General features: G+C 62.2%; 28 protein-coding genes, 1 tRNA gene and 1 pseudogene. 8 read left to right on the top strand and 22 right to left on the bottom strand.

The annotated features are described in order from the left end of the window. Window positions 1-17: 17 nt before the first annotated feature. The 5 genes from JG739_RS08030 to ubiE all read right to left on the bottom strand — a co-directional run bounded on the left by JG739_RS08030 (window position 18) and on the right by ubiE (window position 3,383). The gene (locus JG739_RS08030; RefSeq protein WP_342216434.1) at window positions 18-425 is read right to left on the bottom strand and encodes a type II toxin-antitoxin system VapC family toxin; all 408 of its coding nucleotides are present in this window, start codon (window positions 423-425) and stop codon (window positions 18-20) included. Further along, window positions 422-676, bottom strand: a complete 255-nt coding sequence (locus tag JG739_RS08025) for a FitA-like ribbon-helix-helix domain-containing protein (protein WP_202366006.1) — start codon at window positions 674-676, stop codon at window positions 422-424. The genes JG739_RS08030 and JG739_RS08025 overlap by 4 nt, the downstream gene beginning before the upstream one ends. A 2-nt stretch (window positions 677-678) precedes the next feature. After that, window positions 679-888, bottom strand: coding sequence for a FitA-like ribbon-helix-helix domain-containing protein (locus tag JG739_RS08020; RefSeq protein ID WP_202366005.1), 210 nt, complete (start codon window positions 886-888; stop codon window positions 679-681). Between the two features lie 73 nt (window positions 889-961). Next, the gene (ubiB, locus tag JG739_RS08015) at window positions 962-2,536 is read right to left on the bottom strand and encodes a 2-polyprenylphenol 6-hydroxylase (protein WP_202366004.1); all 1,575 of its coding nucleotides are present in this window, start codon (window positions 2,534-2,536) and stop codon (window positions 962-964) included. A gap of 70 nt (window positions 2,537-2,606) precedes the next feature. Continuing rightward, on the bottom strand, window positions 2,607-3,383 hold the full coding sequence (ubiE, locus tag JG739_RS08010) for a bifunctional demethylmenaquinone methyltransferase/2-methoxy-6-polyprenyl-1,4-benzoquinol methylase UbiE (protein ID WP_202366003.1): 777 nt from the start codon (window positions 3,381-3,383) through the stop codon (window positions 2,607-2,609). A 148-nt stretch (window positions 3,384-3,531) separates the two neighbouring features. Between ubiE and JG739_RS08005 the strand changes: the two genes are divergently transcribed. Further along, window positions 3,532-4,506, top strand: a complete 975-nt coding sequence (locus JG739_RS08005) for an adenosine deaminase (RefSeq protein ID WP_202366002.1) — start codon at window positions 3,532-3,534, stop codon at window positions 4,504-4,506. 203 nt (window positions 4,507-4,709) lie between these two features. Beyond that, window positions 4,710-5,339, top strand: coding sequence for a uracil phosphoribosyltransferase (gene upp / locus JG739_RS08000; protein ID WP_029348092.1), 630 nt, complete (start codon window positions 4,710-4,712; stop codon window positions 5,337-5,339). A 67-nt stretch (window positions 5,340-5,406) separates the two neighbouring features. Here the strand turns inward: upp and tnpC are convergent, their stop codons facing one another. The 3 genes from tnpC to JG739_RS07985 form a co-directional block, all read right to left on the bottom strand. Further along, window positions 5,407-7,047 (bottom strand): IS66 family transposase, encoded by a 1,641-nt coding sequence (gene tnpC, locus JG739_RS07995; RefSeq protein WP_183445373.1) that lies wholly within the window; start codon window positions 7,045-7,047, stop codon window positions 5,407-5,409. 76 nt (window positions 7,048-7,123) lie between these two features. Continuing rightward, on the bottom strand, window positions 7,124-7,468 hold the full coding sequence (gene tnpB, locus JG739_RS07990) for an IS66 family insertion sequence element accessory protein TnpB (protein WP_183445374.1): 345 nt from the start codon (window positions 7,466-7,468) through the stop codon (window positions 7,124-7,126). Continuing rightward, on the bottom strand, window positions 7,465-7,851 hold the full coding sequence (locus JG739_RS07985) for a transposase (protein ID WP_183445375.1): 387 nt from the start codon (window positions 7,849-7,851) through the stop codon (window positions 7,465-7,467). Before JG739_RS07985 ends, tnpB begins: the two co-directional genes overlap by 4 nt. A 133-nt stretch (window positions 7,852-7,984) precedes the next feature. On the opposite strand from JG739_RS07985, the gene JG739_RS07980 reads away from it, so the two are divergent. Continuing rightward, entirely contained in the window at window positions 7,985-8,536 is a 552-nt protein-coding gene (locus JG739_RS07980; RefSeq protein WP_202366001.1) for a TIGR02281 family clan AA aspartic protease, read from the top strand. Window positions 8,537-8,584: 48 nt separating this feature from the next. On the opposite strand, the gene deoA is transcribed toward JG739_RS07980, so the two are convergent. The 6 genes from deoA to JG739_RS07950 all read right to left on the bottom strand — a co-directional run bounded on the left by deoA (window position 8,585) and on the right by JG739_RS07950 (window position 15,121). Next, window positions 8,585-9,904, bottom strand: coding sequence for a thymidine phosphorylase (gene deoA, locus JG739_RS07975; protein WP_202366000.1), 1,320 nt, complete (start codon window positions 9,902-9,904; stop codon window positions 8,585-8,587). Then, window positions 9,904-10,722: a purine-nucleoside phosphorylase gene (locus JG739_RS07970; RefSeq protein ID WP_202365999.1), complete on the bottom strand. Its 819-nt coding sequence runs from the start codon at window positions 10,720-10,722 to the stop codon at window positions 9,904-9,906. The genes deoA and JG739_RS07970 overlap by 1 nt, the downstream gene beginning before the upstream one ends. Window positions 10,723-10,771: 49 nt before the next feature. Beyond that, window positions 10,772-11,164, bottom strand: a complete 393-nt coding sequence (cdd, locus tag JG739_RS07965; RefSeq protein ID WP_202365998.1) for a cytidine deaminase — start codon at window positions 11,162-11,164, stop codon at window positions 10,772-10,774. A gap of 315 nt (window positions 11,165-11,479) precedes the next feature. Continuing rightward, window positions 11,480-12,451, bottom strand: a complete 972-nt coding sequence (locus JG739_RS07960; protein WP_202365997.1) for an ABC transporter permease — start codon at window positions 12,449-12,451, stop codon at window positions 11,480-11,482. 1 nt (window position 12,452) lies between these two features. Beyond that, complete coding sequence (locus tag JG739_RS07955) at window positions 12,453-13,592, bottom strand: ABC transporter permease (RefSeq protein ID WP_202365996.1); 1,140 nt, start codon at window positions 13,590-13,592, stop codon at window positions 12,453-12,455. Then, entirely contained in the window at window positions 13,589-15,121 is a 1,533-nt protein-coding gene (locus tag JG739_RS07950; RefSeq protein WP_202365995.1) for an ABC transporter ATP-binding protein, read from the bottom strand. Before JG739_RS07950 ends, JG739_RS07955 begins: the two co-directional genes overlap by 4 nt. Before the next feature lie 162 nt (window positions 15,122-15,283). On the opposite strand from JG739_RS07950, the gene JG739_RS07945 reads away from it, so the two are divergent. Next, entirely contained in the window at window positions 15,284-15,493 is a 210-nt protein-coding gene (locus tag JG739_RS07945; protein WP_202365994.1) for a SlyX family protein, read from the top strand. Window positions 15,494-15,558: 65 nt separating this feature from the next. On the opposite strand, the gene JG739_RS07940 is transcribed toward JG739_RS07945, so the two are convergent. From JG739_RS07940 to JG739_RS07930, 3 genes are all read right to left on the bottom strand, one after another. Next, a complete protein-coding gene (locus tag JG739_RS07940; protein WP_202365993.1) occupies window positions 15,559-16,548 on the bottom strand; it encodes a BMP family lipoprotein in 990 nt (329 codons plus the stop codon). 208 nt (window positions 16,549-16,756) lie between these two features. Further along, a complete protein-coding gene (gene msrA / locus JG739_RS07935; protein WP_202365992.1) occupies window positions 16,757-17,419 on the bottom strand; it encodes a peptide-methionine (S)-S-oxide reductase MsrA in 663 nt (220 codons plus the stop codon). Between the two features lie 73 nt (window positions 17,420-17,492). Then, window positions 17,493-17,810: a hypothetical protein gene (locus tag JG739_RS07930; protein ID WP_202365991.1), complete on the bottom strand. Its 318-nt coding sequence runs from the start codon at window positions 17,808-17,810 to the stop codon at window positions 17,493-17,495. Between the two features lie 402 nt (window positions 17,811-18,212). Between JG739_RS07930 and JG739_RS07925 the strand changes: the two genes are divergently transcribed. Further along, window positions 18,213-18,302 (top strand) — tRNA-Ser (locus tag JG739_RS07925). Window positions 18,303-19,383: 1,081 nt separating this feature from the next. On the opposite strand, the gene JG739_RS07920 is transcribed toward JG739_RS07925, so the two are convergent. From JG739_RS07920 to JG739_RS07910, 3 genes are all read right to left on the bottom strand, one after another. Beyond that, complete coding sequence (locus JG739_RS07920; protein ID WP_202365990.1) at window positions 19,384-19,563, bottom strand: hypothetical protein; 180 nt, start codon at window positions 19,561-19,563, stop codon at window positions 19,384-19,386. 166 nt (window positions 19,564-19,729) lie between these two features. Then, the gene (locus JG739_RS07915) at window positions 19,730-20,062 is read right to left on the bottom strand and encodes a hypothetical protein (protein ID WP_202365989.1); all 333 of its coding nucleotides are present in this window, start codon (window positions 20,060-20,062) and stop codon (window positions 19,730-19,732) included. A gap of 864 nt (window positions 20,063-20,926) precedes the next feature. Then, on the bottom strand, window positions 20,927-21,823 hold the full coding sequence (locus tag JG739_RS07910) for an ATP-dependent DNA ligase (protein WP_202365988.1): 897 nt from the start codon (window positions 21,821-21,823) through the stop codon (window positions 20,927-20,929). A gap of 69 nt (window positions 21,824-21,892) precedes the next feature. On the opposite strand from JG739_RS07910, the gene JG739_RS07905 reads away from it, so the two are divergent. Beyond that, complete coding sequence (locus JG739_RS07905; RefSeq protein ID WP_202365987.1) at window positions 21,893-22,081, top strand: DUF3606 domain-containing protein; 189 nt, start codon at window positions 21,893-21,895, stop codon at window positions 22,079-22,081. A 250-nt stretch (window positions 22,082-22,331) separates the two neighbouring features. Here JG739_RS07905 and JG739_RS07900 read toward each other — a convergent pair whose 3' ends face one another. After that, on the bottom strand, window positions 22,332-22,787 hold the full coding sequence (locus tag JG739_RS07900) for a YybH family protein (RefSeq protein ID WP_202365986.1): 456 nt from the start codon (window positions 22,785-22,787) through the stop codon (window positions 22,332-22,334). Between the two features lie 231 nt (window positions 22,788-23,018). Beyond that, window positions 23,019-23,909 (bottom strand): LysR family transcriptional regulator, encoded by an 891-nt coding sequence (locus JG739_RS07895; RefSeq protein ID WP_202365985.1) that lies wholly within the window; start codon window positions 23,907-23,909, stop codon window positions 23,019-23,021. A gap of 121 nt (window positions 23,910-24,030) precedes the next feature. On the opposite strand from JG739_RS07895, the pseudogene JG739_RS07890 reads away from it, so the two are divergent. Both JG739_RS07890 and JG739_RS07885 read left to right on the top strand, forming a co-directional pair. Then, a pseudogene (locus tag JG739_RS07890) lies at window positions 24,031-24,755 on the top strand (SDR family oxidoreductase). An 85-nt stretch (window positions 24,756-24,840) separates the two neighbouring features. Further along, window positions 24,841-25,113 (top strand): Atu4866 domain-containing protein, encoded by a 273-nt coding sequence (locus JG739_RS07885; RefSeq protein WP_244749929.1) that lies wholly within the window; start codon window positions 24,841-24,843, stop codon window positions 25,111-25,113. The last annotated feature ends 17 nt before the right edge of the window (window positions 25,114-25,130 follow it).

Genomic DNA, 25,130 nt, shown 5'->3' with positions numbered 1-25,130 from the left:
CCAGTTCTTGTCCGATGTCATGCCGGCTTCAGCGCCGGTTCGATGTCGGTATGGATGAAATCGTCGCCCTTGAAAAGCAGCGGCAGGTTTCGGGTCTTGGCCAGAGCGTAGGCGAAACAGTCGCCCATATTGAGGTTGGCACGATGGCCAGTACCTCGGCCATAGAGCGCATAGGCTTCAATTCCGACCTGCGCATGTTCGGCGGAGAGCGCGACGATCGTGACTCTCAGTCTGGCGAGGAGGCCCGTCAACTCGGCCGTGCCAGCCGCGCCATAGCGTCGGACAATTACTGTGCCGCATTCCATCAGAGTCGCGGCGCTCATAAGTATCTGCTGTTTTCCGGCGAGGCGCTGGGCGATCGCGAGAGCATCGGGCTCCTGGTTCAGGATGGCCACGATCGCTGAGGTATCGACCACCACGGTCATTCCTCCTCGATGAAAGACCAGAGGTCATCCGTGAATTTCTTCTGATCGAAGTCCGCTCGTTGCAGTCGTCGGCCGAATTCGAGGATTTCCTCCACCGTAACGACATCCCCCTCACGTTCTTTGGCGGCCGCTACATCCTTCAGCAACAGACTTCTTGCTTCCTGCTCCATTGACACGCCATGTCTGGCAGCCCGCTCGCGCAGCTTTTGCTTCAGATCGTCGTCAAGATTGCGAATGGTCAGGGTGCCCATAGTTACCCTTGCCCCCGTGCCTTCGGTCTGAACTCGGCTTCGTCCTCGGCTGTTATACCCGACCAGTCGAAACCTTTGGTGGTCGGCAGCCCAACGGATGCGGCGAGCACGTCCCGCGCCTCCTGCTCCATCGAAACCCCACGTGCGGCGCCACGCTCACGCAGTCGCTGCATGACGCTCTCATCGACATTGCGGACAGTAATCCTGGCCATATCGCCCTCCTGCTACCAATATAGCGACGCCAGGGCATGACTGCAATGACAGCACTGCTGTCATTGCCTGCAGTCAGAGCAGCTTCCAAGCGATATAGACCAGCGTCAGCGCGATTACCCACAGCGCCAGCCTGCCTGACCGGGTGTGGCGCGCCTCGGCCTTGCCGATCGCATGTGCGGTCGCCTCGTCGAAGCGCAGCCCGTGCTCGGCCATCAGGTCGATCTCGCGCGACAGCCGCTCGGTGCGGGCGGCGAGGTCCGGCGCCTGGCGGGCCAGTGCCAGCAGCGCGCCGGCGCCGTCGCGTGCGTCGGCCAGCAGGGCACGCGGGCCGAGATTGCCCGATATCCAGCCGCCGACCACCGATTCTGACGTCTTCCACATGTTGAAGGCCGGGTCGAGCGTGCGGGCAACGCCCTCGACCACCACCATGGTCTTTTGCAGCAGCACCAGTTCGGACCGCGTCGCCATGTCGAAGAGGTCGGTTACCTCGAACAGCAGCGCCAAGAGCTTGGCCATCGAGATGGTCTCGGCCGGCTGGCCGTGGATCGGCTCGCCGATGGCGCGGATCGCCTGGGCGAATGCTGCGACGTTATGCTGGCGCGGCACGTAGCCGGCCTCGAAATGCACTTCGGCGACGCGCAGATAGTCACGGGTGATGAAGCCGTAGAGGATTTCGGCGAGAAAACGGCGCTCCTTCTTGCCGAGCCGGCCGGCAATGCCGAGATCGACAGCGACGATGGTGCCGTCGGGCTCGACGAACAGGTTTCCCGGATGCATGTCGGCGTGGAAGAAACCGTCGCGCAGCGTATGGCGCAGGAACGACTGGACCAGATTGGCGGCGATCGCCTTCAGATCGTGGCCGGCGGCAGTGAGGCCGGCAATGTCGTTCAACTTGACGCCGTCGACCCATTCCATGGTCAGCACGTCACGGCCGGTGCGTTCCCAATCGACCTTTGGCACGCGAAAGCCGGGATCGTCCCTGGTGTTTTCGCCGAGCTCCGAAAGCGCTGCCGCCTCGAGCCTCAAATCCATCTCGATCTTGGTGGTCTGCGCCAGCGTTTGGGTCACCTCGACCGGCCGCAGCCGGCGCGACGACGGGATGTATCTTTCCTGGAGACGGGCGGCGAGGAAATAGCTTTCGAGATCGCGAAAGAAACGGCGCCGCACGCCCGGCCGGATGACCTTCACCGCCACCTTCGAACCAACGCCGTTCTCAAGGGTTTCGGCGAAATGGACCTGAGCGATCGAGGCCGCGGCGACCGCCTCGCCGAAACTGGCGTAGAGCTCGCCGACCTTGCGCCCGAGCGAGGCCTCTATCGCCGCAATCGCCTCGGCCTGCGGAAAGGTCTGCATCTTGTCCTGCAGCATGGCGAGATCGAGCGCTATGTCGTTGCCGACGACATCGGGCCGGGTCGCCAGGAACTGGCCGAGCTTGACATAGGATGGGCCGAGCCGGACGACCGCCTTGGCCAGCCGATCGCCACGCTCATAGGCAAGCGCGCGGCGGCGGGTGAACAGCCGTGCCACCCGCCAGCCGAATTTCGGCAGGCCGAAGAGCTCATCGCCCGGCAACGCCGCCACGACGCCTTCGCGGACCAGCACCCAGCCGGCCCGCACGAGCCTGAGACCAGCGCCGACACTGCTCATGACCGCGCTTGTCCTGCCGGTTTCTTAAACCGGCGAAGGGCACGTCGCGTATAAAAAATACCGGCCAGCCTCAAAGCTTCCAGCCCGAATGAAGCGCAGCTATGCCGCCGGCATAATTGCGAAAAGACACGCGGTCAAAACCGGCGCGGGAAATCATCGCCGCAAAATTCTGCTGATTGGGAAATTTGCGGATCGATTCGACCAGATAGGAATAGGGCTCGCCTTCGCCGGTCACCGCCTTGCCAATCCTGGGGATGGCGTTGAACGACCACGCCTCGTAGACCTTGTCGAGCAGCGGCATGTCGACCTCGGAAAATTCGAGGCAGAGAAAACGCCCGCCGGGCTTCAGCACGCGATAGGCTTCGGCAAGCGCCACATCGATGCGCGGCACGTTGCGAATGCCGAACGCGATCGTGTAGGCGTCGAAACTGGCATCAGCGAAAGGCAACTCCTCGGCATTGGCCTCGACGAAATCAGTGTTGTCCTTCAGGCCCTTTTTCTCGGCCCGGTCACGGCCGACGGCGAGCATCGAGCCGTTGATGTCGAGAACCGTGGCATGGGCGTTCCTGCCGCTCGCCTCGATGATGCGGAAGGCGATGTCACCAGTGCCGCCGGCAACGTCGAGAACGCTCCAGCCCGGTCGTTTTGGTGGATTGAGCCATGTGACCATGGCGTCCTTCCACAGCCGGTGCAGGCCGCCCGACATCAGGTCGTTCATCAGATCGTAGCGGTTCGCCACCTTGTGGAAAACGTCGTTGACCAGGGACTGCTTCTCGCCTGCCCCTACGCGCTTGAAACCATAGGAGGTTTCCATGCCGCCAACGGCCGTGGTTCTCTCAACCGACATTATTTTTGATCCGCCATAAAACCGGCGGGACCATAGCCGATCGATGATGCCAACGCTATTGTTTAAGGCGCGGTGTTCGGCCGCGCTTCCCGGTCGTGGAGTCATGCTTTTGGCTCAACGTCCCGGACTGACCTGACGGGATGATTGCATGCCTTTGAAAGCGGAACTGCACTGCCATATCGAAGGGGCAGCGGCGCCCGAACTCGTCATCCGCCAGGCGCAGAAATACGGCAAGGACACCTCGCCCTACATTCAGGACGGCTCTTTCGTCTGGCACGATTTCACCTCCTTCCTCGCCGCTTATGACTTCTCCTCCGACCTGTTCCGCACGGAAGAGGACTATGCGCGGCTGGCCGATCATTATCTGACCAGCCTCGCCCGCGACGGCGCCATCTATTCCGAGATCTTCACCTCGCCGGACCACGCCGGGAAGGCCGGCCTGTCGCCCAGGGCCTATACGGACGCGCTCGGCGAAGGCATGGCGCGTGCCAGGGCCAAGACCGGCATCGAGGGCCGCATGATCGTCACCGGCGTGCGCAATGCCGGCGTCGAATCGATCGAGCAGGCGGCCCGCTTCGCCGCACGTTGCGGGCATCCGCTGGTCACCGGCTTCGGCGTCGCCGGCGACGAGCGGATCGGCGATCTGGAGGACTATGTCAGGGCCTTCGAAATCGCCCGCGAGGCCGGCCTTGGCATCACCGTCCATGCCGGCGAACTGATGGGCTGGGAGAGCGTCAAGGCCGCACTCGACCACATCCGCCCCGCCCGCATCGGCCATGGCGTGCGCGCCATCGAGAACCCCGACCTTGTTCGGCGCATCGCCGACGAAGGCATCGTGCTCGAATGCTGTCCGAGTTCCAACATCGCGCTGAAGGTCTTCGACAGTTTCGCCGGACACCCTTTTCCGGCACTGCAGGCGGCGGGCTGCAAGGTGACGCTCAACTCCGACGATCCGCCCTATTTCCGGACGTCGCTGAAGCGCGAATACGACATTGCCGCCGAGCATTTTTCGATGAACGACAAGGCGCTCGCCGCCGTCACCAGAACCGCTATCGACGCCGCCTTCGTCGACAGGAAGACCAAGGCAATGCTGCTGGGCCGGCTCGACGCCAAGAGCCGGTGAATGGTGAATGGTGAATGGTGAATGGTGAATGGTGAATGGTGAATGGTGAATGGTGAATGGTGAATGGTGGTGCGCCCGGCACTTCGGCCCGTCAACCGCAAGTTTCCGCTGAATCAGGAACTCGCCAACCTATTCACTATTCGCTATTCCCTATTCACTATTCACCATTCACCATTCACTAACTGCGCAGCCAGGAGACCACCATGCAGGGCGTCACCGTCGTCGACCACCCGCTTGTCCAGCACAAGCTGACCATCATGCGCAAGAAGGAAACCTCGACGGCCGGCTTCCGGCGGCTGTTGCGCGAGATCTCGCTGCTGCTCGGTTACGAGGTCACACGCAACCTCGAACTGACGACGACGACGATCGAAACGCCAATCGAGACGATGGAAGCGCCGACGCTGGAGGGCAAGAAGCTGGTCTTCGCCTCAGTGCTGCGCGCCGGCAACGGCCTGCTCGAAGGCCTGCTCGACCTGGTGCCGGCGGCGCGCGTCGCCCATATCGGTCTCTACCGCGACCACGAAACCCTGGAAGCGGTCGAATATTTCTTCAAGGCGCCGAGCGATCTCGCCGATCGGTTGGTGATCGTCGTCGATCCGATGCTGGCGACCGCCAATTCGGCGATTGCGGCTATCGACAAGCTGAAAGGGCGCGGCGCCACCAACATCCGCTTCCTCTGCCTGTTGGCGGCGCCAGAAGGCCTCGAGCGCTTCATAAAGGCGCATCCCGATGTCCCGGTCTTCACTGCTTCCATCGACCGCCAACTCAACGAGAAGGGCTACATCATGCCCGGCCTCGGCGATGCTGGCGACCGCATGTACGGGACCAAATGACCGTGCCGCTCGTTTACCGATCGTTTACGCAAACGACCGCTTTCCGCGTCTGTTAAAGCGTAAGCGGTCAGCCGATAACGTCAGGCCTAAAGTTCCAAGGCATGAGCATTTCGATTTCGGATGCCGGCCAGCCTTGAGCGATGCGGGTCAAGGTCTGCGAGAGCCAGTCGAGCGGATCGACGCTGTTCATTTTGCAGGTTTGCAGCAAGGTGGCTACCGTCGCCCAGGTTCGTCCACCGCCGTGGCTGCCGGCGAATAGACTATTCTTTCGCGTGATCGTCTGGGGCCTGATTGCACGCTCGACGATATTGGAGTCGATTTCGATGCGACCGTCCATCAGAAAGCGTTCCAGCGCCTCCCGCCGGGTGAGCGCGTAGCGGATCGCCTCGGCGGTCTTGGATTTTCCGGAGACCTTGCCCAGTTCCGCTTCCCATAGATCGAAGAGGCTCGCGACAATGGCCACGGACTTTTCCTGACGTAGCGCGGCGCGGCTTCCGGCATCCTTGCCGCGGACCTCGTCCTCGACCTTCCACAATTCGGTCATGGCGATGATCGAATCCGTCGCGGCCTGCGAGACCCCGCTGATGTGCAGGTCGTAGAATTTGCGCCGCAGGTGAGCCCAGCACCCGGCGAGCCGGATTGTTTCATTGCTGCCGGCTTTGGCCCGTGCCTTGACCAGGTTGGTATAGGCCGAGTAGCCATCCACTTGCAGGATACCGCTGAATCCGGCGAGGTGGCGCGCCACGCAATCCGCACCTCTGCTGTCTTCAAAACGATAGGCAACCATTGGCGGACTGGTTCCGCCATAGGGTCGGTCATCCCGTGCGTAGGCCCACAACCAGGCTTTCGTGGTTTTCCCGGAACCAGGGGCAAGGGTGGGCAAGGTCGTCTCGTCGGCGAAGACCCTTTCGCCCTCCTTGATGCGCTCCAGTATGTAATCAGCAAGCATCTGCAGCTCGAAGCCCAGATGCCCCATCCACTGCGCCATCAACGACCGGCTGATCTCGACGCCGTCGCGCAGATAGATCGCCTCCTGCCGATAAAGCGGGAGGCCGTCGGCGTATTTGGAGACGGCGATATAGGCGAGCAGCCGCTCCGTCGGCAGCCCGCTTTCGATGATGTGCGCCGGCGCCAGAGCCTGGACCACGCCGTCACGGCCCCGGAAGGCGTATTTGGGACGGCGCGTGACGATGACCTGGAACTTCGGCGGCACGACGTCCAGCCGCTCGGATCGATCCTCGCCGATCAGAACCTTTTCAAGCCCCTCGCAGTCGGCCGGGATTTCCGGCTCGACGACCTCCTCGATGCGTTCGAGGTGGGCAGCAAAGCCCTTGCGCGGACGCGGGGCGCGCTTCGGCTTGTTCCCGACCGCGCGGTCGAGTTCGCTCCGGATTTCCGAAAGGCCGGTCTCGACCTCTTCGAAGGCAAAGGAGGCCTGCTCGTCGTCGATGGCCAGGCGTAGCCGCTCGGAACGCGTGCCATGTTGCGTGCGCTGTAAAACTTTCAGGATTGACGTGAGATTGGCGATCCGCTCGCTGGCGCTTTTCTCGACAGCTTTCAGCCGGGCGACCTCCGCCTCAGATGCTGCGATCCGAGCGTCGGCGACTGCGATCCGGGCCTCGCTTGCAGCCTGCTCGCGAGCCATGGAAAGGATCATCGCCTTCAGCGCATCAACGTCGTCGGGAAGGGCAAGACCCGGTAGAACCATGGCAAGCAACAGAGCACAAAAACAGCCGCTTTCCCAACCGTTCCAGCCGCATGATTCATCTTGCCGCAGGCCGGTTTCAGCCCGTCGATAACGGCCGCCTGACCCTGGCCGGACGAATCTTTTTCCAGTCCAGTCCGGCCAGAAGCGCCATCAACTGGGCGTGGTCGAGACGCATGCGCGCGGCCGATATCCCCGGCCAGCAGAAGCTGTGATCTTCCAGAGTCTTCGAATAAAGACAAACCCCGCTGCCGTCCCACCACACGATGCGAACCCGGTCCGCACGCTTCGAACGGAATACGTGAAGTGCCCCCGAGAATGGGTCCAGGCCGCCATCCCTGACCAGCGCCATCAAAGATGCCGCGCCCTTGCGGAAGTCGACCGGCTGGCACGACACGTAAACCACCACACCGGAAGCGATCATGCCTTACGAACCGCGCGGATGATCCTCGCCAGGCGATCGGGATCGACATCGCCGCCGGCGCGCACCACTGCGTCGCCAATGACGATTTCCACCGTGTCGCTGCCCACCGCTTCAAAGCGCGTGAACTTCGCCGGCTTGCTCGCTCCCTCCGTCAGTGGCGCAACCATGCCCGACGAAAGCGCCTTGCGGCGCCACGCATAGAGCTGCGAGGGGTCCAGCCCCTCGGAACGCGCAACCGCCGAGACATTGCCCCCTGGCGAGAACGCTTCGGCGACAAGCCGTGCCTTCTCTTCGTCCGACCGATGGCGCGGCTTGCGTCGGGACGGCACAGGCTCCGCCGTCAAAATCTCGAATGTTCGATGATGGCTCATACTGTCGCTCATAGGATTCTCCGCATGATTCATGCTGAAAATGAGCGATCAACCGCCTGCACGCTACGTGGGGACGCCTACGCGCTTACGTTAAAGCGGCAAACACCATGTCGCGATAAGCATGGACCTTCACGAAGGCGGGTCCATGCTGCGCAATCTTCTCATCCTTGGCGTGCTCGCCGTAGCATCGGCGTCGTTCCCGATGCTCTACCAGTCGAATCCGCAGATGTTCGAAGGCCTGCTGAAATCGGCGGTCGGGACCAGGCCGGCGATCGAAACGGACCTGAACCTGGCTGCGGTTCCCGACAGACCAGCGCAGCCGCTCGGCCGCAAGGTCGTGATCGCGGCGGACGCGCGCGGGCACTTCAGGTCGGCGTTCAAGCTCAACGGTCGAACGGTCGACGGCATGATCGACACCGGCGCGACGCTGGTCGCCATCAACGGTTCGACGGCACGCAGGATCGGCATTTCGCTGAACGCGTCGGACTTCAAGCACCAGGTCAACACTGCCAACGGCGCGATCAAGGCTGCCCTGGTGACCGTCGATCGGCTGCAGATAGGCAAGATCACGCTCGACGGTGTCCAGGCGGTCGTGCTCGACGACAAGGCGCTGCGCACCAATTTGATTGGCCTGAGCTTTCTCCAGCGGCTGGAAAAATACCAAGTCGAGAACGGCGCGCTGCTGCTCGTCCAGTGAACCATGATCCCGAAAAAGTGGAAACCGGTTTTGGTCCGCTAAAAAGGATCAGCCGCGCGGCAAAATACGCCGGATGACGGTTTTTTCCGCGGGCGGCTTCGAAGCGCCGATCGCATAGGCCGAAAGCACGGCGGCGGCGGCCGCCTCGGCATCCCCCGCATTGCGGGCATGGACCAGCGCCAGCGCCTCACCGGCCCGCACCTCGGCGCCGACAGGCAGCAGCCGGGTGATGCCAACCGCATGATCGATCCTGTCGTCCGGCCGTATGCGCCCGCCGCCAAGCCCGACGACGGCGAGCCCGATGTCGCGGGTGGCGATGCCGGTGACAAAACCGTATTCGGTCGCCTTGACCGCAAACTCGGTCGCCGCCCTCGGCAGGTATTTTTCCGGGCTCTCTATGAAGTCGGTCGGACCGCCGAGCGCCGCCACCATCCGCGCGAAGACGGCGGCGGCGCCGCCGCCGGCAAGCGTCTCGGCGGCGCGCCGCAAGCCATCCTGGTTGGATGACACCAGCCCGGCCGACTGCAGCATGTCTGCGGCCAAAGCCAGCGTCACATCCTCCAGCCGCCGGTCACGGAAACGGCCGGTGAGAAAATCGACGGCATTGCGCACCTCGACCGCGTTGCCGGCTGCCGACGCCAGCGGCTCGTTCATGCCGGTGACCAGTGCTGAGGTCTTCAGTCCGGCGCCATTGGCGACTTCGACCAGGCTGTTCGCCAGTGTCGTAGCGTCACGCGACTTTTCCATGAAGGCGCCGTTGCCGACCTTTACGTCGAGCACCAGCGACTGCAGGCCGGCGGCCAGTTTCTTCGACAGGATCGAGGCGGTGATCAGCGGCACCGATTCGACGGTTCCCGTCACGTCGCGGATCGCATAGAGCCGGCGGTCGGCGGGCGCGAGATCGGCGGTCTGGCCGATGATGGCGCAGCCGGCTTCGAGCACCGCCTTGCGGAACCCCGCCACGTCCGGCTGGCTGATATAGCCCGATATGGCATCCATCTTGTCGAGCGTGCCGCCGGTATGGCCGAGGCCGCGGCCGGAAATCATCGGCACATATGCGCCGCAGGCAGCGACGATCGGCGCCACCAACAGCGAGACATTGTCGCCGACGCCGCCTGTCGAATGCTTGTCGGTGACCGGGCCCGGCAGGTCCGACCAGTCGAGTACATCGCCGGAATCGCGCATCGCCAGCGTCAGCGCCACCGCCTCGTCGCGGCTCATGCCGTTGAAGAACACCGCCATGGCGAACGCCCCGACCTGCCCGTCCGAGACGGTGCCGGCGGTGACGCCTTCAATGAAGCTGGCGATCTCCTGCGTCGACAGCTTGTGGCCGTCGCGCTTGCTGCGGATGATTTCCTGGGGAAGCATCAGGCCAGGACCTTACGCTCCGGCAACCCGTCCTGGAACACACGCTGGAGGATTGTCGCCAGCCGCGCGCCGCCAATCGGCGCCATGTCCTTGGTCTCCTGGTGCGAAAGCTCCGCCCCGGTCATCCCTGCGGCGAGATTGGTGATGATCGAGCAGGCGGCGACGCGCAGGCCGAGGAAGCGGGCGAGAATGACCTCCGGCACGGTCGACATGCCAACGGCATTGGCGCCCATGACGCGCGCCATGCGGATCTCGGCGGGCGTCTCGAAGCACGGCCCGGAAAACCACATATAGACGCCCTTGTGCAGCGCGGTGTCCGTCGCCTTCGCGGCCGTCTCGATGGCTGAGCGAAGGCCGGCATCATAGGCTTCGGTCAGGCCGACGAAGCGGCGGTCGCTCGGCTCGCCGATCAGCGGGTTGGAGCCCGAGAAATTGATATGGTCGGTGATCAGCATTATCGAGCCCGGCCCCATGTCCGGATCGACCGAGCCCGCGGCATTGGTGAGGATCAGTTGCGAGATGCCGAGGCCGGCGAGCACTTCCAGCGCCGGCCGCATCGCCGCCGCGTTGCCATGCTCGTAATAATGCGCGCGGCCGGACAGTATCAGCACCGGCGTGCCGGCAAAACGCCCCGCCACCACCTCGCCGGCGTGGCCGCTGACGCCGCTTCTTGGAAAGCCCGGCAATTCGGCATAGGAAATGCGAACAGCGTCCTCGACCTGGTCGACAAGCCCGCCAAGACCCGAACCCAGCACCAGCCCGGTGGCGGGCGCCAGCCCGTCCAGCCTTTCGACGAGACGATCAAGCGCTTCCTTCATTTCGACCAGCTCTTCATTTCAACCAAGCTCTTCATTTCAACCAAGTTCTTCATTTCAACATGTCGCCCTGAAAGCCGTAGGGCAGCATCTCGCCCATGGTCACGGTTTCGACCACGCCGGCATTGTCGCAGAGATAGAGTTTGGTTTCCGGCCGGCAGAATTCGGCCAGCCGCTGCCGGCAGCCGCCGCAGGGCGAGCATTTCGCCATGCGCTCTGCGATGACAGCGATCTCCGTTATCCTGCCGCCGCCGGCCATGATGAAGTGGCCGAGCGCCGTGGTTTCGGCGCACCAGCCTTCCGGATAGGACGCTACCTCGACGTTGGCGCCGGAAAAGACGCGGCCGTCCTCGGTGCGCAGTGCCGCCCCGACCGGGAATTTCGAATAGGGCGCATAGGCCTTGGCCATGGCGGCCTTGGCCGCTTCGAACAGATCATGCGACACTGTTTTTCTTCCACACGCGGGCCAGGGCAATCGCTTCAGACGAGTGACGGTTTCCAACTTGCGGTGGAGAGCGATGCTTACCGAAGTTGGCGCCGCCCCTCATTGCCCTGCCGGGCAATTCTCCCCGTAGAGTGACGGGGAGAAAGGGCTTGCCGCAACGTTGGCGCCCTTCCTGTAACGCTGGTGCTTGGCGAAACCGTCGATGACAGCGCCCCCTCTCCCCGTCCCTATACGGGGAGAGGATGCCGGCAGGCAGGTGAGGGGCAGCGCCAACGCCCGGAAGATGAAGCTGAAGCGATCGCCCTGGAACCATGCTCAGCGTTCCTTGACATAGGGCACGCCGCCGGCGCGTGGCGGGATCGCCCTGCCGATGAAGCCGGCGAGCAGGATGACGGTGAGGATATAGGGCAGCGCCTGCATGAGCTGCACCGGCACCTTGCCGATCAGCGGCAGCGGCGTGCCCTGCAGGCGGATCGACAGCGCGTCGAGGAAGCCGAACAACAGGCAGGCGAACATGGCGTTGACCGGCTTCCATTTGGCGAAGATCAGCGCGGCCAGGGCGATGTAGCCCTTGCCGGCGGTCATGTCCTTGACGAAGCCGCCATTCTGCACCATCGACAGATAGGCGCCGGCAATGCCGGTGAGCACGCCGGTGCAGATCAGCGCCCGGTAGCGCAGCCAGGCGACCGAGATGCCGGCGGTGTCGACCGCAGCCGGGTTCTCGCCGACCGCGCGCATGCGCAAGCCGAAGCGGGTGCGGAACAGCACCCACCAGGTGAACGGCACGGCGAGGAACGCGACATAGACCAGCACGGAATGGCCGGAGATGAGTTCCGAATAGATCGGTCCGAGGATCGGCACGCCCCTGAGCGCGTCCGCTCCGGGCCAGATGATCGCCCCGAACCGCTCGTCCGAGGCAAGAGCCGGCGTGCGTCCACCTTGCTGGAACCAGGCCTGGCCTAGCATGATCGTCGATCCGGCGGCGATGAAATTGATCGCCACGCCGGAGACGATCTGGTTGCCGCGATGGGTGATCGAGGCAAAGCCGTGGACCAGCGCGAAAGCGACCGAGATGAGGATGGCCATGCCGAGGCCGATATAGGCGGAATGGAAGACGGAGGCGGAGGCGGCGCCGGCGAAGGCGCCGACCAGCATCTTGCCCTCGAGCCCGATGTCGAAAATGCCGGCCCGCTCCGAATAGAGGCCGGCAAGGCAGGCGAGCAGCAGGGGCACCGACAGGCGGATGGTCGAGTCCAGAACCTGGATGATGGCGTTGAACAGATCCATCTCAGGCACCCTTCCCCTTGATCGCTTCGATGCCGACGGATCTCGGGCTGAGCGAGGCGAACAGCGCCTGGACATAGGGCCGGAACATATGCTCGAGCGCGCCGGCGAACAGGATGACCAGACCCTGGATGATGACGATCATGTCACGGCTGATCGCCGGCATCTCGAAGGCGAGCTCGGCGCCGCCCTGGTAGAGCATGCCGAACAATATTGCGGCGAGCACAATGCCGACCGGGTGCAGGCGCCCCATCAGCGCTACGGCGATGCCGACGAAACCAGCGCCCGAAACGAATTCGAGCGCGACATTGTGCTGGTCGCCCATCGTCGGGTTGAGCGCCATCATGCCGGCCAGCGCGCCCGAAATCATCATCGCGACGATGATGATGCGGGTTTCCGAAATGCCGGCATAGCGCGCTGCTTTCGAACTGTGGCCGTAGGTGCGCATCTCGTAGCCGAGCCTGGTGCGCCAGATCAGCACCCAGACCAGAAACGCCATGGCCAGCGCCAGCAGGAAGCTGATGTTGAACGGCGCCGAGCGGATCTTGGCGCCGAACAATTCGATGACCCAGTTGAGCTTCGGCAGTTGCGCGCCGTCGAGGAAGGAGCGTGTCTGCGGCGCCATCGAATTGGCCGGCTTCAAGAATCCGACCAGTGCGTAGACCATAACGCTGGCGGCGATGAAATTGAACATGATGGTGGTGATGACGATATGCGAGCCGCGCCTGGCCTGCAGATAGGCCGGGATCAGCGCCCACAGCGCCCCCATCGCCGCAGCGGCGATGATCGCCAGCGGAAAGGTGAGCCACCATGGCAGCACGCTGTCGAAGGTCAGGCAGACGAAGCCGATGCCGAGACCGGCGATATAGCCCTGGCCCTCGCCACCGATGTTGAACAGGCCGCAATGCGCCGCAACCGCCACCGACAGCCCGCTGAAGATGAAGGTGGTGGCGTAGAACAGCGTGAACGCAATGCCTTGCCCACGGCCGAATGCGCCCTCGACCAGAACGACGGCCGCGCGGAACGGATTTTCGCCAACCAGTAGCACGACGAGGCCGGCGACGACGAAGGCAACGGCGAGATTGATCACCGGGATCAGCCCGTAATCGGCCCAGGCCGGCAGCTTGGCGTAGGGCGTGCTCATTCCGCCGCCTCCCGATGCTCGACGCCGGCCATCAGCAGTCCAAGCTCGCCTTCGCTCGCCTCCGGGCCGCGCTCGCCGACGATTCGGCCGGCAAACATCACCAGGATGCGGTCGGAGAGCGAGCGGATCTCGTCGAGCTCGACCGACACCACCAGCACCGCCTTGCCCTGGTCGCGCATGGCGATGAGCCGCTTGTGGATGAATTCGATGGCGCCGACGTCGACGCCGCGCGTCGGCTGGCCGACGATCAGCACGCCCGGGTCCTGTTCCATTTCCCGCGCCAGCACGATCTTCTGCTGGTTGCCGCCGGAGAAATTGGCGGTCTTGAGCCGGCAGTCCGCCGGGCGGATGTCGTATTTGGTGATCTTGTCCCTGGCGTCGTCGCGGATCGCGTCGATGTCGAGGAACGGCCCTTTCACATAGCGCGGATCGTTGTGATAGCCGAGGATCGAATTCTCGTTCTCCTCGAAGGCCAGCACCAGCCCGACATGATGACGGTCTTCCGGGACATGGGCGAGGCCGCGGTCGCGCAGTTCGCCGGGATCGGCGGCGCCGGTCAGATCGATCGGCTTGCCGTCGAGCATGACCGAGCCCGAGACCGCGCGCCTGATGCCGGAAATCGCCTCAAGCATTTCGGATTGCCCGTTGCCGGCGACGCCGGCGATGCCGACGATCTCGCCGGCGCGCACGTCGAAGGAGACGTCGTCGACCATGGTGACGCCACGCGAATCCTTCACCGTCAGGCTCTTCACCGCAAGCTTGACCTCGCCGGCTTCCGCCTCGCCCTTTTCGACCCTGAGCAGAACGCGCCGCCCGACCATCAGCTCGGCCAATTCTCCGACCGTGGTCTTCGTCGTCTGTCTGGTCGCCACCATAGTGCCCTGGCGCATGACCGAGACCGTGTCGGTGATCGCCATGATCTCACGCAGCTTGTGGGTGATCAGCACGATCGTTTTGCCCTGCTCCTTCAATTGCCTGAGGATGCGGAACAGATGGTCGGCCTCTGCGGGCGTCAGCACGCCCGTCGGCTCGTCGAGGATCAGGATCTCGGCGCCGCGATACAGCGCCTTGAGGATTTCGACACGCTGCTGCAGGCCGACCGGCAACTCCTCGATGATCGCATCGGGATCGACCTCCAGCCCATATTCGCGCTCGAGCCGTTCCAGCTCGGACCGTGCCTTGGCGATGCTCTTCTTCAGCAGCGCATCGCTTTCGGCGCCGAGAATGACGTTTTCCAGCACCGTGAAATTGTCGACCAGCATGAAATGCTGATGCACCATGCCGATGCCGAGCGAGATGGCGTCGTTGGGCGATTTGATCGATGCCGGCTGGCCGCCGACGCGGATCTCGCCGCTGTCGGCCTGATAGAACCCATAAAGAATTGACATCAGCGTCGACTTGCCGGCGCCGTTCTCGCCGACAATGCCGTGGATGGTGCCGCGCGCGATTTCCAGATTGATGTCGCGATTGGCGCGGACGGCGCCAAAACTCTTGTTGATGCCGATCAGCTCGATTGCGGCTTGCGCCATGCAGCCTTTCCCATCGTATTTTTATCGCTTGGTCAAAACGCCTAGCATGACGCCCCGTCTGTGCCAATTGCCGGAGCGGCATTCACTCTCGACAAATCCCCGCGCGCTTGTCAATTTCGAACGTGGCCGCAGCCTGCACAATCGCCTGATCGAGGATTTCAAATGACCATGCCCGACGACCGGTTGACGACGCTGGAAATCCGCGCTGCCGAGCAGGAGAAGACCATCGAGGAACTGTCCGGCCAGATCGCCGAGCAGTGGAAGGTGATCGAGCGCATGCAGTGCAAGCTCGATGCGCTGGCCGACCGCTTCCTGGCGCTGGAGGAACAGGCTACACCCGACGTGCCGGTGGCCAAACCGCCGCATTGGTGAGCTTGCGGATAAAAAAGCCGCCGGGTTGTCACCCGGCGGCGTCGAGCAGATCGGCAATCTCGCGATCAGTAAGGGCAGGAATTGTCCGACATGTAATCATGCACCTTGATGGTACCGGCGATGATGTCGGCCTTGGCCTTTTCGACCGCCGCCTTCATCGCGTCGTCGACAAGCGCCTTGTTGTTTTCGTCCATGGCGTAGTCGACGCCGCCTTCCTTAAGACCGAGATCGTTGATGCCGGCGGTGAACTTGTCGTTCTTGGCGTCCATGAAAGTGTTGTAGACGGCAACATCGACGCGCTTGACCATCGAAGTCAGCACCTTGCCGGGCTGCAGGCCGTTCTGGTTAGAATCGACGCCGATGCCGAGCTTGCCGGCGTCGGCAGCCGCCTGCAGCACGCCGACACCGGTGCCGCCTGCCGCTGCGTAGATCACGTCGGCGCCCTGGTCGATCTGCGTCTTGGCGATCTCGCCGCCCTTGGCCGGATCGTTCCAGGCCGCCGGCGTGTCGCCGGTCATGTTCTGGATAACCTCGGTAGCGCCAGCCGCTTTGGCGCCGCCGACATAGCCGCAGCCGAATCGGCGGATCAGCGGAATGTCCATGCCGCCGATGAAACCGACCTTTTTGGTCTTCGAGGCCATCGCCGCCATCACCCCGACGAGATAGGAGCCTTCCTGCTCCTTGTAGACGACGGAGCGGACATTGGGCTTGTCGACGACCATGTCGATGATGGCGAATTTTGTCTCGGGAAACTCGACGGCGATCTTCTCCAGCGCATCCGCCCAGGAGAAGCCCGCCATGGCGATCGGATTGCGGCCATCCTCGGCGAAACGGCGCAGCGCCTGCTCGCGCTGGGTCGCGTTCGAGACCTCGAATTCCACATAGGCGATGCCGGTTTCGGCCTTGAACTTTTCGGCGCCGTTGTAGGACGCTTCGTTGAACGACTTGTCGAACTTGCCGCCGAGATCAAAGAGAAGTGCTGGCTGAATGTCCGCAGCGAAGGCCGGAAGAACCATCGCAGTTGCGGCCAGGAGGCCGAGAACGATACGTTTCATGTGATCCACACCCTGTCGGTTATTTTTCCGTTATGCACCGCCTGCCTGTCCGATTCTCCGGCAGGCAGGCGACATCAGACAGGAGTGTCTTCCTCCCGCTTCGGGCCAATCTGGCACGGCCCGAAGCAAAATTCACGCGGAATTTTGACCCTTTGGAAAAGCCGGGCGCCGCATCCCGGCGCCACGGATCATCGTCTCGCCAAAGGCCTCAAACGGAGGCGGCCGCCGGGATGGCGCAGGCGACGCCGGTGCCCTGCAGATTGCAATAGCCGTAGGGATTCTTCGCCAGATATTGCTGGTGGTCTTCCTCGGCGAAGTAGAATTCCGGCGCCGGCGCGATCTCGGTGGTGATCTTGCCGCGCCCGGCGCCGCGCAACGAGGCCTCGTAGGCGTCGCGCGAGGCGATCGCCGCCTGATATTGCGCATCACCGAAGGTGTAGATCGTCGAGCGGTAGGTGGTGCCGACGTCGTTGCCCTGGCGCATGCCCTGTGTCGGGTCGTGGCTTTCCCAGAACAGCTTCAGAAGCTGTGCATAGGACACGATCTTCGGGTCGTAGACGACCAGCACGACTTCGGCATGGCCGGTCAAACCGGTGCAGGTTTCCTGGTAGGTCGGATTGGGGGTGACGCCACCGGCATAGCCGACGGCCGTGACCCACACGCCCTCGACCTGCCAGAACAGGCGTTCCGCGCCCCAAAAACAGCCCAGCCCGAACATCGCCTTCTCCAGGCCCTCGGGATAGGGCCCCTTCAGCGGCCGCTTCGAGACAAAGTGATTGGATGCCGTCGGGATAGGGCTGGCGCGACCCGGCAGCGCCTCGGCAGGCTTCGGCAGGTTGAGCTTCTTGTTCAGCATGTCGCTGAGAAACATGTGCAGTCTCCTTTTCTTTTTGTTTGGAGCTTGTCTTTGTTTGGGAACACCAAACGACAACAAATCATCAAGTCTAGGCGAACCGCCTGGTCGGCCGCTCCCGCCTGTAGCCGATCAAGTAGAGAATGAAGGCAACCACCGCGAACACGGCGAAACCGGGCTGGTTGAGCACCCAGGCGATGGCGCCGTCCCACAGCAGCGGACCAAGCTTTTCGCGGACGAAGCTTTCGAAGGCGCTTCGCGTATCCGGCGAGACGGCGAGCCAGCTTGTGTTGAGCGGGGTCATGACCAGCACGGAGGCGGCCACCGAGCGGGTCGCGTCGATCACCGCCATGATCACCGAAACCGCAAGCGCAACCATTGCGGCAAGACGGAAAAGAAAGCGGAACATGCAGACCTTTCCTCCCCGGAATCAGAAATCTGTATCGGCCTGATAAATAGGATCTGCGCGCTATATCCGCAATCGCGACACGCGAAGTTGAACCTGCGCCGCCGGTTTTCGCCGCTGAGGCGTCGGTCGGCCAAGACGACGCCGATCGCGGCGATCGGCTTGCCAAGCAGCGCTGGTGGCATGGACAGAGCATCCCTGTCCGACAAAGCGAATAGAGCGTCTTGGCATTCGGCACCGGATCGACTAGATGAGCCCCGCGCCTGTTGCTTTGACGGCTCAGGTGCGGAGAAAAGGTGTCCGCTGGTTGACGGCGCCTGCGGTGCGGAGTTCCGGACCGGAATTTTCCCGAGGGAGACGGCATCTCCCCAACCCGCGCGGCGAAACCGGCCGCGGCGAAATGACGGAGAGGTGGCCGAGTGGTTGAAGGCGCACGCCTGGAAAGTGTGTTTACGGGAAACCGTAACGCGGGTTCGAATCCCGCTCTCTCCGCCAGACTCCCTTGCTAAAAGGTTGTTTTAGCTTAGAAATATCAATCATCGTCGAATTTACTTGCACCTTTCGTTGCCCCTTCGGTTGGCGCTTTGCGCGGGGCCGATCCGCGACAGCCTGCCGCATTCTCGAACCAGCCGGAATGACGCTTCCGCCTGCCCCGGCGGGTCAACCGGCACATGCCTGCTTCGCGCCCCCATCAGCAGCGGTGTGGCTTCTAGCCGCAAGCAATTGCTTGAAGCAGTTCCCGACACCACATGGTGTTCCATAGCCAGCCAAGCGAGATAAATTCGCCCGACGCAGTCGCTGCCCTCCACAGTGGAAATCAGACTATTGGATCATGGCGACGGCCAACCTTTAGGAACCAGAAAGACATCATGCCTGAAAATGCCAGACTAACTACGAGTGACGTCCCCCTCATGAAGCTAGGCCCCTATCAATGCCGCTTCCCGGTTCGCGAAGATCGGTCAGTACCCGGCGGTCACCGCTTTTGTGCTGGGCCAACTTCGCCTGACCGTGTGTACTGCGATCACCACCACAGCATCGTGACCGTCGTCGAGCCCCGTCGAGCCCGTTCGGGTTTCCACCTCGCTCAACGACGCGCCGCGTAGATAGATATCGGGCGGCTGCACCTCGAACCAGTCTCAAGGGCTCGATGTGATGCTCTCCCACGTGTTCGGGCACCACCGCGGCGGTCAGGACTTCCTATCGCCGTGTGGATTTGGTGCCGGAGCCTCGCGCACGTCTCGTGGCGGCGGGTCCACATGTTCAGGCTCCGGCGACGCTTCCTTGTCAGGACGACGGACAGGTGTCTTCTTCGGGGCGGGCTTCGGTGGCGGGTCTTTGATTTTGTTTGGCATATCCAGTTAACCGAATCGCCAAGCTCTGGTTCCGGTGTACCCATCGATAGGCCGCGCCACCGTGAGGCCGCGGGCACGATCTGGAATGCGGGAACAGAAGAAGACAAAAGGTGCACTGTCGCCGTAAAAAAATCTTCGAGTCTCGGCGGCGGCTGAAAGGAAAGTCGGGCACGGCTCAGATCAGATGCTTCAGCCGGGAAGCGAGCAAGGTCGTTCGAGGAAGCTTACCTAAGAAAATTCGGCAGCGTTATCTTGTGTCCATTCCGGTCGAATTCCGAAGCAAAGCTGTAGGACCTGGAGAACTCGAAGCTGATCTTGTCGTAGAGGCCAGGCTTGTTGGAATAATCCTGCAACTTTCTAAACAGGATTTTCTGCTGGAACGGCCAGGCCAATCCATCGGTCACGCCGCGCACCTCGCCGCAACCGACCTCGATGTCGACGACAGTCTTTCTCGATTGGACGTCCCCCAGAAAATGAAGCTGAACGTGACCGTCGGCACGTTTGGTGTGCCCGTAGCTGTTCAGCTTAAAAACTTCGACAAGATACTCGACTGCTTTGCTCGAAATCTTTCTATTCTCTTGGTAGTATCTTGCACTGCGGCGCCGAGATTGAATTGTAGAATATCAGGTAGTGCACTGCTTTGTTGGCTCCAGATTCTTTCCGAAATCCTTTCGCATAGTAATCATCCAGGAATTGGTCTATCTTGATGCCAGCTTGCGCTGCGAGTTCCTTTTCCTCACGGTACACCTTGTTTTTGCTGTAGGTTTTCGGATCGTCCAAGGCTCCCGACTGCCTGGTGTCGCCTTCCATCCCGCGGCGCAATGTGACCTGCTCAAGGATGATCTCCGATGCCGATAAAGGTATCGAAAAAAGCACAATGCCCAGAGACAACGGATACTTCATACTTCACGCACCTCAGGGATATCATGAGCCTCAGCAGCTAGTTGAACCGGGGCATTGCGGCCGATTCGCGGCCTGGTTGCCGCCCAGCCGGGCATGTCCGTAGCGGCTCAATCGTCGCATAATGCAGATCGCGGTGGGCACTCCCATTGCTGAGCGCCCCCCGCACAGATCCGTACGCCGCTGAGAGGATCAACTCGTCCAGATCGACACTACTTGACCCGTTGCCGGATCACGAACCCTTTTCGAAAACACGCGATGAAGGCCGAGTGCGCGTGATCTAGCTTCCTTCGTCGCAACGTAATCGGGATAGCCGACGTGCCATAGCCAGAAAAAGTCTGATGGGGCAGGTTTCCACGTAAATTTTAATCCAAAGGCCTCTTTGTCCAAATCAGTGCTATCGAACCGGCAGTCGACCGTTGCGGGCATCATGCCTTTCTTAGCCATTGCGTCGGAAACCGCGTCAGCATTTCGCTTCATAAGCCATCCATCCGCACCGCCAGTGGAAACTGTAGTGCACCCTGCCAGAGATATGCTCGATATCAAAAGCCCGATCGCCAACGCGCTGCCTGCGGATGATCGCCGATTGCCATCCTGACTCTGTTTCATACCCGCCCCTCAGACTAAAAGTAGTTGAAGCAGATAGGACATCGGCGCAAAACAAAGCAAGGCCCACTTTCTTAGTATTTCTACTAAATATTGCAGCGAGCCACGCGGCAGGTCTTCCTTGCCATGCAAGTGCATCACGCGGCAGACCATCTCCGGTTTGCCACTGTGTCGCCGGCATCTTCATGCCCCGGTAGTGCCGCGTGCATTGCCTGGCGATCACCCAGGCGGTCGAGCGGCTAAGCCGATGCCCAGAGGACGCTACTGGTCGTCAGCGAAACCCATCAGTGACGCATTGCGTATCTGGCTGTGGTCGCCGCGAAGATGCTTGATGCGCAGCTTCACCCCGGGCCTGAGCCATTGCGTCCCCGGCCGCTTCTCCATTGCCTCTGGCGGCGGCCCGGCGTGCTCCCGAACCCGCTTCAACAGCCGCTCCTTCATGTCGCGGCCCAGGCTGATCAGGGCGGAACCGACATATTTCCCGGTGCCGGGCTGCGCCAAAAGGGCGAAGGCTGCCTCGCCGGGCTGGCGCTCGACGCCCAACAGTTCGAATTCATCGACCGTGAAGCTCTTGGTCGTCAGCCAGTCCGAGGTCAGGCCGCTGCGATATCTGCTGTCGGCGCGCTTCGAGACAATGCCCTCAAGCTCGACCTCCTCGACGAGGTGGAAGAGCGACTGCGCGTCACCAGGCAGGGCCTCGCTGAACCGAATCCGGCTGTGCGGCTTGATGATACCGCTGAGAATTTCACGGCGCGCCTTGCAGCCGATGTCGCGCAGATCATCGCCGTCGAGGTGCAGAATGTCGAATGCGCACAGGTACATGCCGTAGGGATTGTTGTCGACGGCGTTCTGGAGCGCGTTGAAGTCGGGCATGCCGGCCTTGTCGGTGACGACCGCCTCGCCGTCGATGATGGCGTTCTTGACCTCAAGCTCACCCGCAGCTTCGACGATGCCCAGATATTTACGCGTCCAGTCCTTACCGGTTTCGGCATAGACGCGGATATCCTCGAGGCCGTTGACAATGATCTGGGCGCGGTAGCCGTCCAGCTTGATCTCGTGAATCCAGTCGTCACCCTCGGGCGGCATGGCCACCAGCCTGGGCTCCATCGGGGGAATGAACTCTAGCCGGCCGGTGCCGGCATCTGCCCGCCTACGCATGGAACCAGTCTAGGTCATCTCCGTATATTAGCCATAGCCAATATTAGAGAATCCTAAAGGACGTGCGATATGGCAGACGACAAAGGCAAACGCGACTTTCGCGACCGCAACAAGATATCGGCGAGCGATGATTATGAAGTGAATTATTTCGCTCTGCAGAACAACATCACGCCGGAGCAGGTGCGCGAGCTGATCCGCAAGCACGGCACCGATCGGGCAACCCTGACCGCTGCCGCGAAGGCATTGCCGGCACAATGATGACCAAACTCTCAGACCTGGGGCCGCCGATCGCGGGTTGGTCGTTGGCTATTCCGTACGATAGGCAAAGAAAGCCCGCGCCCCGTGGAGGGGAAGAGGACGCGGGCTGATCGGAGGGACGAGCCGATCTCGCAGCATGTCTGCACAGGAAATAATGCCGCGGAAGCCGAACTTTCTAAGCCTTTGTTCCAACGCAAAAAACCCGCCGCAGCTTTCGCCAAGCCGGTCAATGGGGCCTGGATTTCAATCCCTATTGGGCCGCACCTAAATTCCAGATGTCCCGATGCAGGCGCCATGTCCCGTCGTCGCCCTTTTTCCAGACGACAATGTACTTGCCCGCAAGGGTGGAGAGGGGGCCGTCTTTGCTCGGCACATCGAGCGTAAATGCGCCAACTTCGTATGCGAGGTTCGCGCTCTCTTCCACTTCCAGCGCCTTCAGGGTGAGATTCTTCATCCCGCCTTTGATCGCGCTCTGCCAGAATTCTTCCACGCCCTTGCGGCCATCGACGCGCTTGCCGTCGGGCGGCAGCAAGGCAGCGTCCTCGGTATACAATTGACCCACCGCCGCCGCGTTTCCGCTGTTGAAGGCGTCCATGAATTTCGGCAGCGCCGCTTCGATGTCCTCGCGAGCCGACTGGGCGGCCGCAGTCAATGCAGATGAAAGAAGCAGCACAGCAGCAAATGCAAATGACTTAACCGGTCTCATCTCGTCCTCCTTCCGAGATTTTCGGCATGTCATGTCCTCCCAAGCCGTTGCGGGCGGCCCGGCAGCCTGTTGGGGGTGACCGGCTGGCCGCCGGGCCTAACCGGCTTGCGCCGGCTGATCAAAACATGCGCTCACACTAATATAATTGCAATATCGAGATGCCGGTACGCACAGCGAGTTTGATCTGGATTCCCGTCTCAGGGGGAAGATGGGTGCCAGGAGTTGAAAACGCTAGCCAGGACGCCGCAGGTGTTCGACAAGGGCGCGCAGCTTCGGCGCGACGTTGCGACGGCTCGGATAATACAGGTAAAAGCCGGCAAAGCGCGGGCAATAGTCGACGAGAACCGGCACCAGTTCGCCCCGACCGATCCACGGGCGAAAGCTTTCCTCCATGCCGAAAGTGATGCCGGCGCCGGCAATGGCGAGCTTTATCATCAACGCCATGTCGTTGGTCGTGATCTCGGGCGCCACCGCGACGCTGAACTCCTTGCCGTCCTCGGCGAATTCCCAACGATAGGGCGCGACCTTCGGGGCGCGGCGCCAGCCAATGCAGCGATGTTCAGCGAGTTCCTTCGGATGCGAAGGCTCGCCAAACCGATCGCGATAGGCCGGCGCGCAGACGGCCAGCTGCCGTTCGTCACCGGCGACAGCCACCGCGATCATGTCCTGCTCGATCACCTCGCCGAGCCTGACGCCGGCATCGTATCCCTCGGCGACGATATCGAATTCCTCGTCGGTCACCGTGATGTCGATCTGAACCTCGCGATTGGCTTCGGCAAAGGTCGCCAGGAACGGCCCTGAAAGAAAGCGCTCGGCGATCGACGAGACGGCGAGCCGCAACTGCCCGCGCGGACGCCCGCGCAGGTCCCTGGTGCTCTCCATTGCGGCGCGCATGTCGGCAATGGCGGGCGCTATCTCGGCATAGAGGCGTTCGCCAGCCTCGGTCAGGCTGACGCTTCGCGTCGTGCGCTGGACGAGCGCTATACCGAGCGTCTCTTCCAGCCGCTTCATCGTCTGGCTCACCGCCGAGCGGGTGACGCCCATTCGGTCCGCAGCCGCGCGAAAGCTCCGCTCCTCGGCGACGAGGGCGAAGACGGCAAGGGCATTGAGATCAGGCTGCATTGGTTAGCTGTGCTTTCGACGCTGTGAACGAATGGTCGTCTTATCGCAACAGTGAAACAGATCCATCTTCCTGGCAACCGCTGCATGGCGGCTCGCAAGATCAACCAGTCGGAGACAAAAAATGTCCATCAACAAAGTCGTGCTCATCACCGGGGCTTCGAGCGGCATTGGCGCCGCCATCGGCATGGAGCTTGGTGCCGCCGGAGCAAAGCTCATGCTGGGTGCGCGCCGCACCGATGGCTGAACGCCCTCGCAGATGAGATCCGGGCAAAGGGCGGGGAGGCAATGACGCGCCGCCTGGACGTGACCGACCGCGCCGATGTCGCGGGCTTTGCCGAGGCGGCGCGCCAGGCCTGGGGAGGCGTCGACGTGATCGTCAACAATGCCGGCGTCATGCCGTTGTCGCTGATGGCCTCGATGAAGGTCGATGAATGGGACCGAATGGTGGACGTCAACATCAAGGGTGTGCTCTACGGCATCGCCGCGGTGCTGCCGGAGATGACGGCCCGCGGCTCCGGACATGTCGTCAACATCGCCTCCGTCGGCGCGCTTTCGGTGTCGCCGACAGCAGCGGTCTATTGCGCAACCAAATACGCGGTCCGCGCCATCTCCGATGGCTTGCGGCAGGAGCACGACAACATCCGCGTCACCTGCATCCATCCCGGCGTGGTCGAGAGCGAGCTCGCCGACACGATCACCGATCCGGTCGCGGTGGAAGCGATGAAGACCTATCGCGCCATTGCGCTGCAGCCCGACGCGATCGGCCGTGCCGTGCGCTTTGCCATCGAACAGCCGGACGATGTCGACGTAAACGAGATCGTCATCCGGCCGACAGCCAGCAAGTAGTCCCATGAAACAAATTTCCATACTTGCCGCTGCCGTGCTTGTTGCCGGCGTGGCCGGCTTATCCGCACAGAAAGGTCTCGCCCGGATGAATATCGCGCAAAATTCCGCTACCCCACCTTCGGCATGCCACTCCTATGTCGGGATGTGGGTCACGGCGAACGGTTATATCCGCCACAACTTGCTTCCAAATGGTCGCTATGACGAAGCGCGCGGGAACCGTGAGAGCGCATACCAGGGGCGCTATGAGATCCGGGGAAATCACATCGACTACTGGGACGACACCGGCTTTACCGCTGACGGAACGTTCATCGACGGCGTGCTGCACCACGCCGGCATGATCTTGTATCGGGAGAAGTAGATGACGTCCGTATCGCG

Source organism: Mesorhizobium sp. L-2-11, from assembly GCF_016756595.1.
In the GTDB taxonomy this organism is placed as follows: Bacteria; Pseudomonadota; Alphaproteobacteria; order Rhizobiales; family Rhizobiaceae; genus Mesorhizobium.
The sequence above is the reverse complement of the archived record's forward strand: the minus strand, read 5'-3'. Positions and strand labels throughout refer to the sequence as shown.

Coding starts and splice junctions, on each gene's coding strand:
- JG739_RS07985 (WP_183445375.1), bottom strand. CDS start 7,851: ATGAGCGACAGTATGAGCCATCATCGAACATTCGAGATTTTGACGGCG.
- JG739_RS07945 (WP_202365994.1), top strand. CDS start 15,284: ATGACCATGCCCGACGACCGGTTGACGACGCTGGAAATCCGCGCTGCC.
- JG739_RS07895 (WP_202365985.1), bottom strand. CDS start 23,909: ATGCAGCCTGATCTCAATGCCCTTGCCGTCTTCGCCCTCGTCGCCGAG.
- JG739_RS07950 (WP_202365995.1), bottom strand. CDS start 15,121: ATGGCGCAAGCCGCAATCGAGCTGATCGGCATCAACAAGAGTTTTGGC.
- JG739_RS07955 (WP_202365996.1), bottom strand. CDS start 13,592: ATGAGCACGCCCTACGCCAAGCTGCCGGCCTGGGCCGATTACGGGCTG.
- JG739_RS07915 (WP_202365989.1), bottom strand. CDS start 20,062: ATGAAGTATCCGTTGTCTCTGGGCATTGTGCTTTTTTCGATACCTTTA.
- JG739_RS08020 (WP_202366005.1), bottom strand. CDS start 888: ATGGCCAGGATTACTGTCCGCAATGTCGATGAGAGCGTCATGCAGCGA.
- deoA (WP_202366000.1), bottom strand. CDS start 9,904: ATGCTTCCCCAGGAAATCATCCGCAGCAAGCGCGACGGCCACAAGCTG.
- JG739_RS07980 (WP_202366001.1), top strand. CDS start 7,985: ATGCTGCGCAATCTTCTCATCCTTGGCGTGCTCGCCGTAGCATCGGCG.
- JG739_RS08025 (WP_202366006.1), bottom strand. CDS start 676: ATGGGCACCCTGACCATTCGCAATCTTGACGACGATCTGAAGCAAAAG.
- JG739_RS07900 (WP_202365986.1), bottom strand. CDS start 22,787: ATGAGACCGGTTAAGTCATTTGCATTTGCTGCTGTGCTGCTTCTTTCA.
- JG739_RS07930 (WP_202365991.1), bottom strand. CDS start 17,810: ATGTTCCGCTTTCTTTTCCGTCTTGCCGCAATGGTTGCGCTTGCGGTT.
- JG739_RS07940 (WP_202365993.1), bottom strand. CDS start 16,548: ATGAAACGTATCGTTCTCGGCCTCCTGGCCGCAACTGCGATGGTTCTT.
- JG739_RS07905 (WP_202365987.1), top strand. CDS start 21,893: ATGGCAGACGACAAAGGCAAACGCGACTTTCGCGACCGCAACAAGATA.
- JG739_RS07885 (WP_244749929.1), top strand. CDS start 24,841: ATGAATATCGCGCAAAATTCCGCTACCCCACCTTCGGCATGCCACTCC.
- ubiE (WP_202366003.1), bottom strand. CDS start 3,383: ATGTCGGTTGAGAGAACCACGGCCGTTGGCGGCATGGAAACCTCCTAT.
- JG739_RS08005 (WP_202366002.1), top strand. CDS start 3,532: ATGCCTTTGAAAGCGGAACTGCACTGCCATATCGAAGGGGCAGCGGCG.
- msrA (WP_202365992.1), bottom strand. CDS start 17,419: ATGTTTCTCAGCGACATGCTGAACAAGAAGCTCAACCTGCCGAAGCCT.
- tnpC (WP_183445373.1), bottom strand. CDS start 7,047: ATGGTTCTACCGGGTCTTGCCCTTCCCGACGACGTTGATGCGCTGAAG.
- JG739_RS07910 (WP_202365988.1), bottom strand. CDS start 21,823: ATGCGTAGGCGGGCAGATGCCGGCACCGGCCGGCTAGAGTTCATTCCC.
- JG739_RS07960 (WP_202365997.1), bottom strand. CDS start 12,451: ATGGATCTGTTCAACGCCATCATCCAGGTTCTGGACTCGACCATCCGC.
- JG739_RS08030 (WP_342216434.1), bottom strand. CDS start 425: ATGACCGTGGTGGTCGATACCTCAGCGATCGTGGCCATCCTGAACCAG.
- upp (WP_029348092.1), top strand. CDS start 4,710: ATGCAGGGCGTCACCGTCGTCGACCACCCGCTTGTCCAGCACAAGCTG.
- ubiB (WP_202366004.1), bottom strand. CDS start 2,536: ATGAGCAGTGTCGGCGCTGGTCTCAGGCTCGTGCGGGCCGGCTGGGTG.
- JG739_RS07970 (WP_202365999.1), bottom strand. CDS start 10,722: ATGAAGGAAGCGCTTGATCGTCTCGTCGAAAGGCTGGACGGGCTGGCG.
- tnpB (WP_183445374.1), bottom strand. CDS start 7,468: ATGATCGCTTCCGGTGTGGTGGTTTACGTGTCGTGCCAGCCGGTCGAC.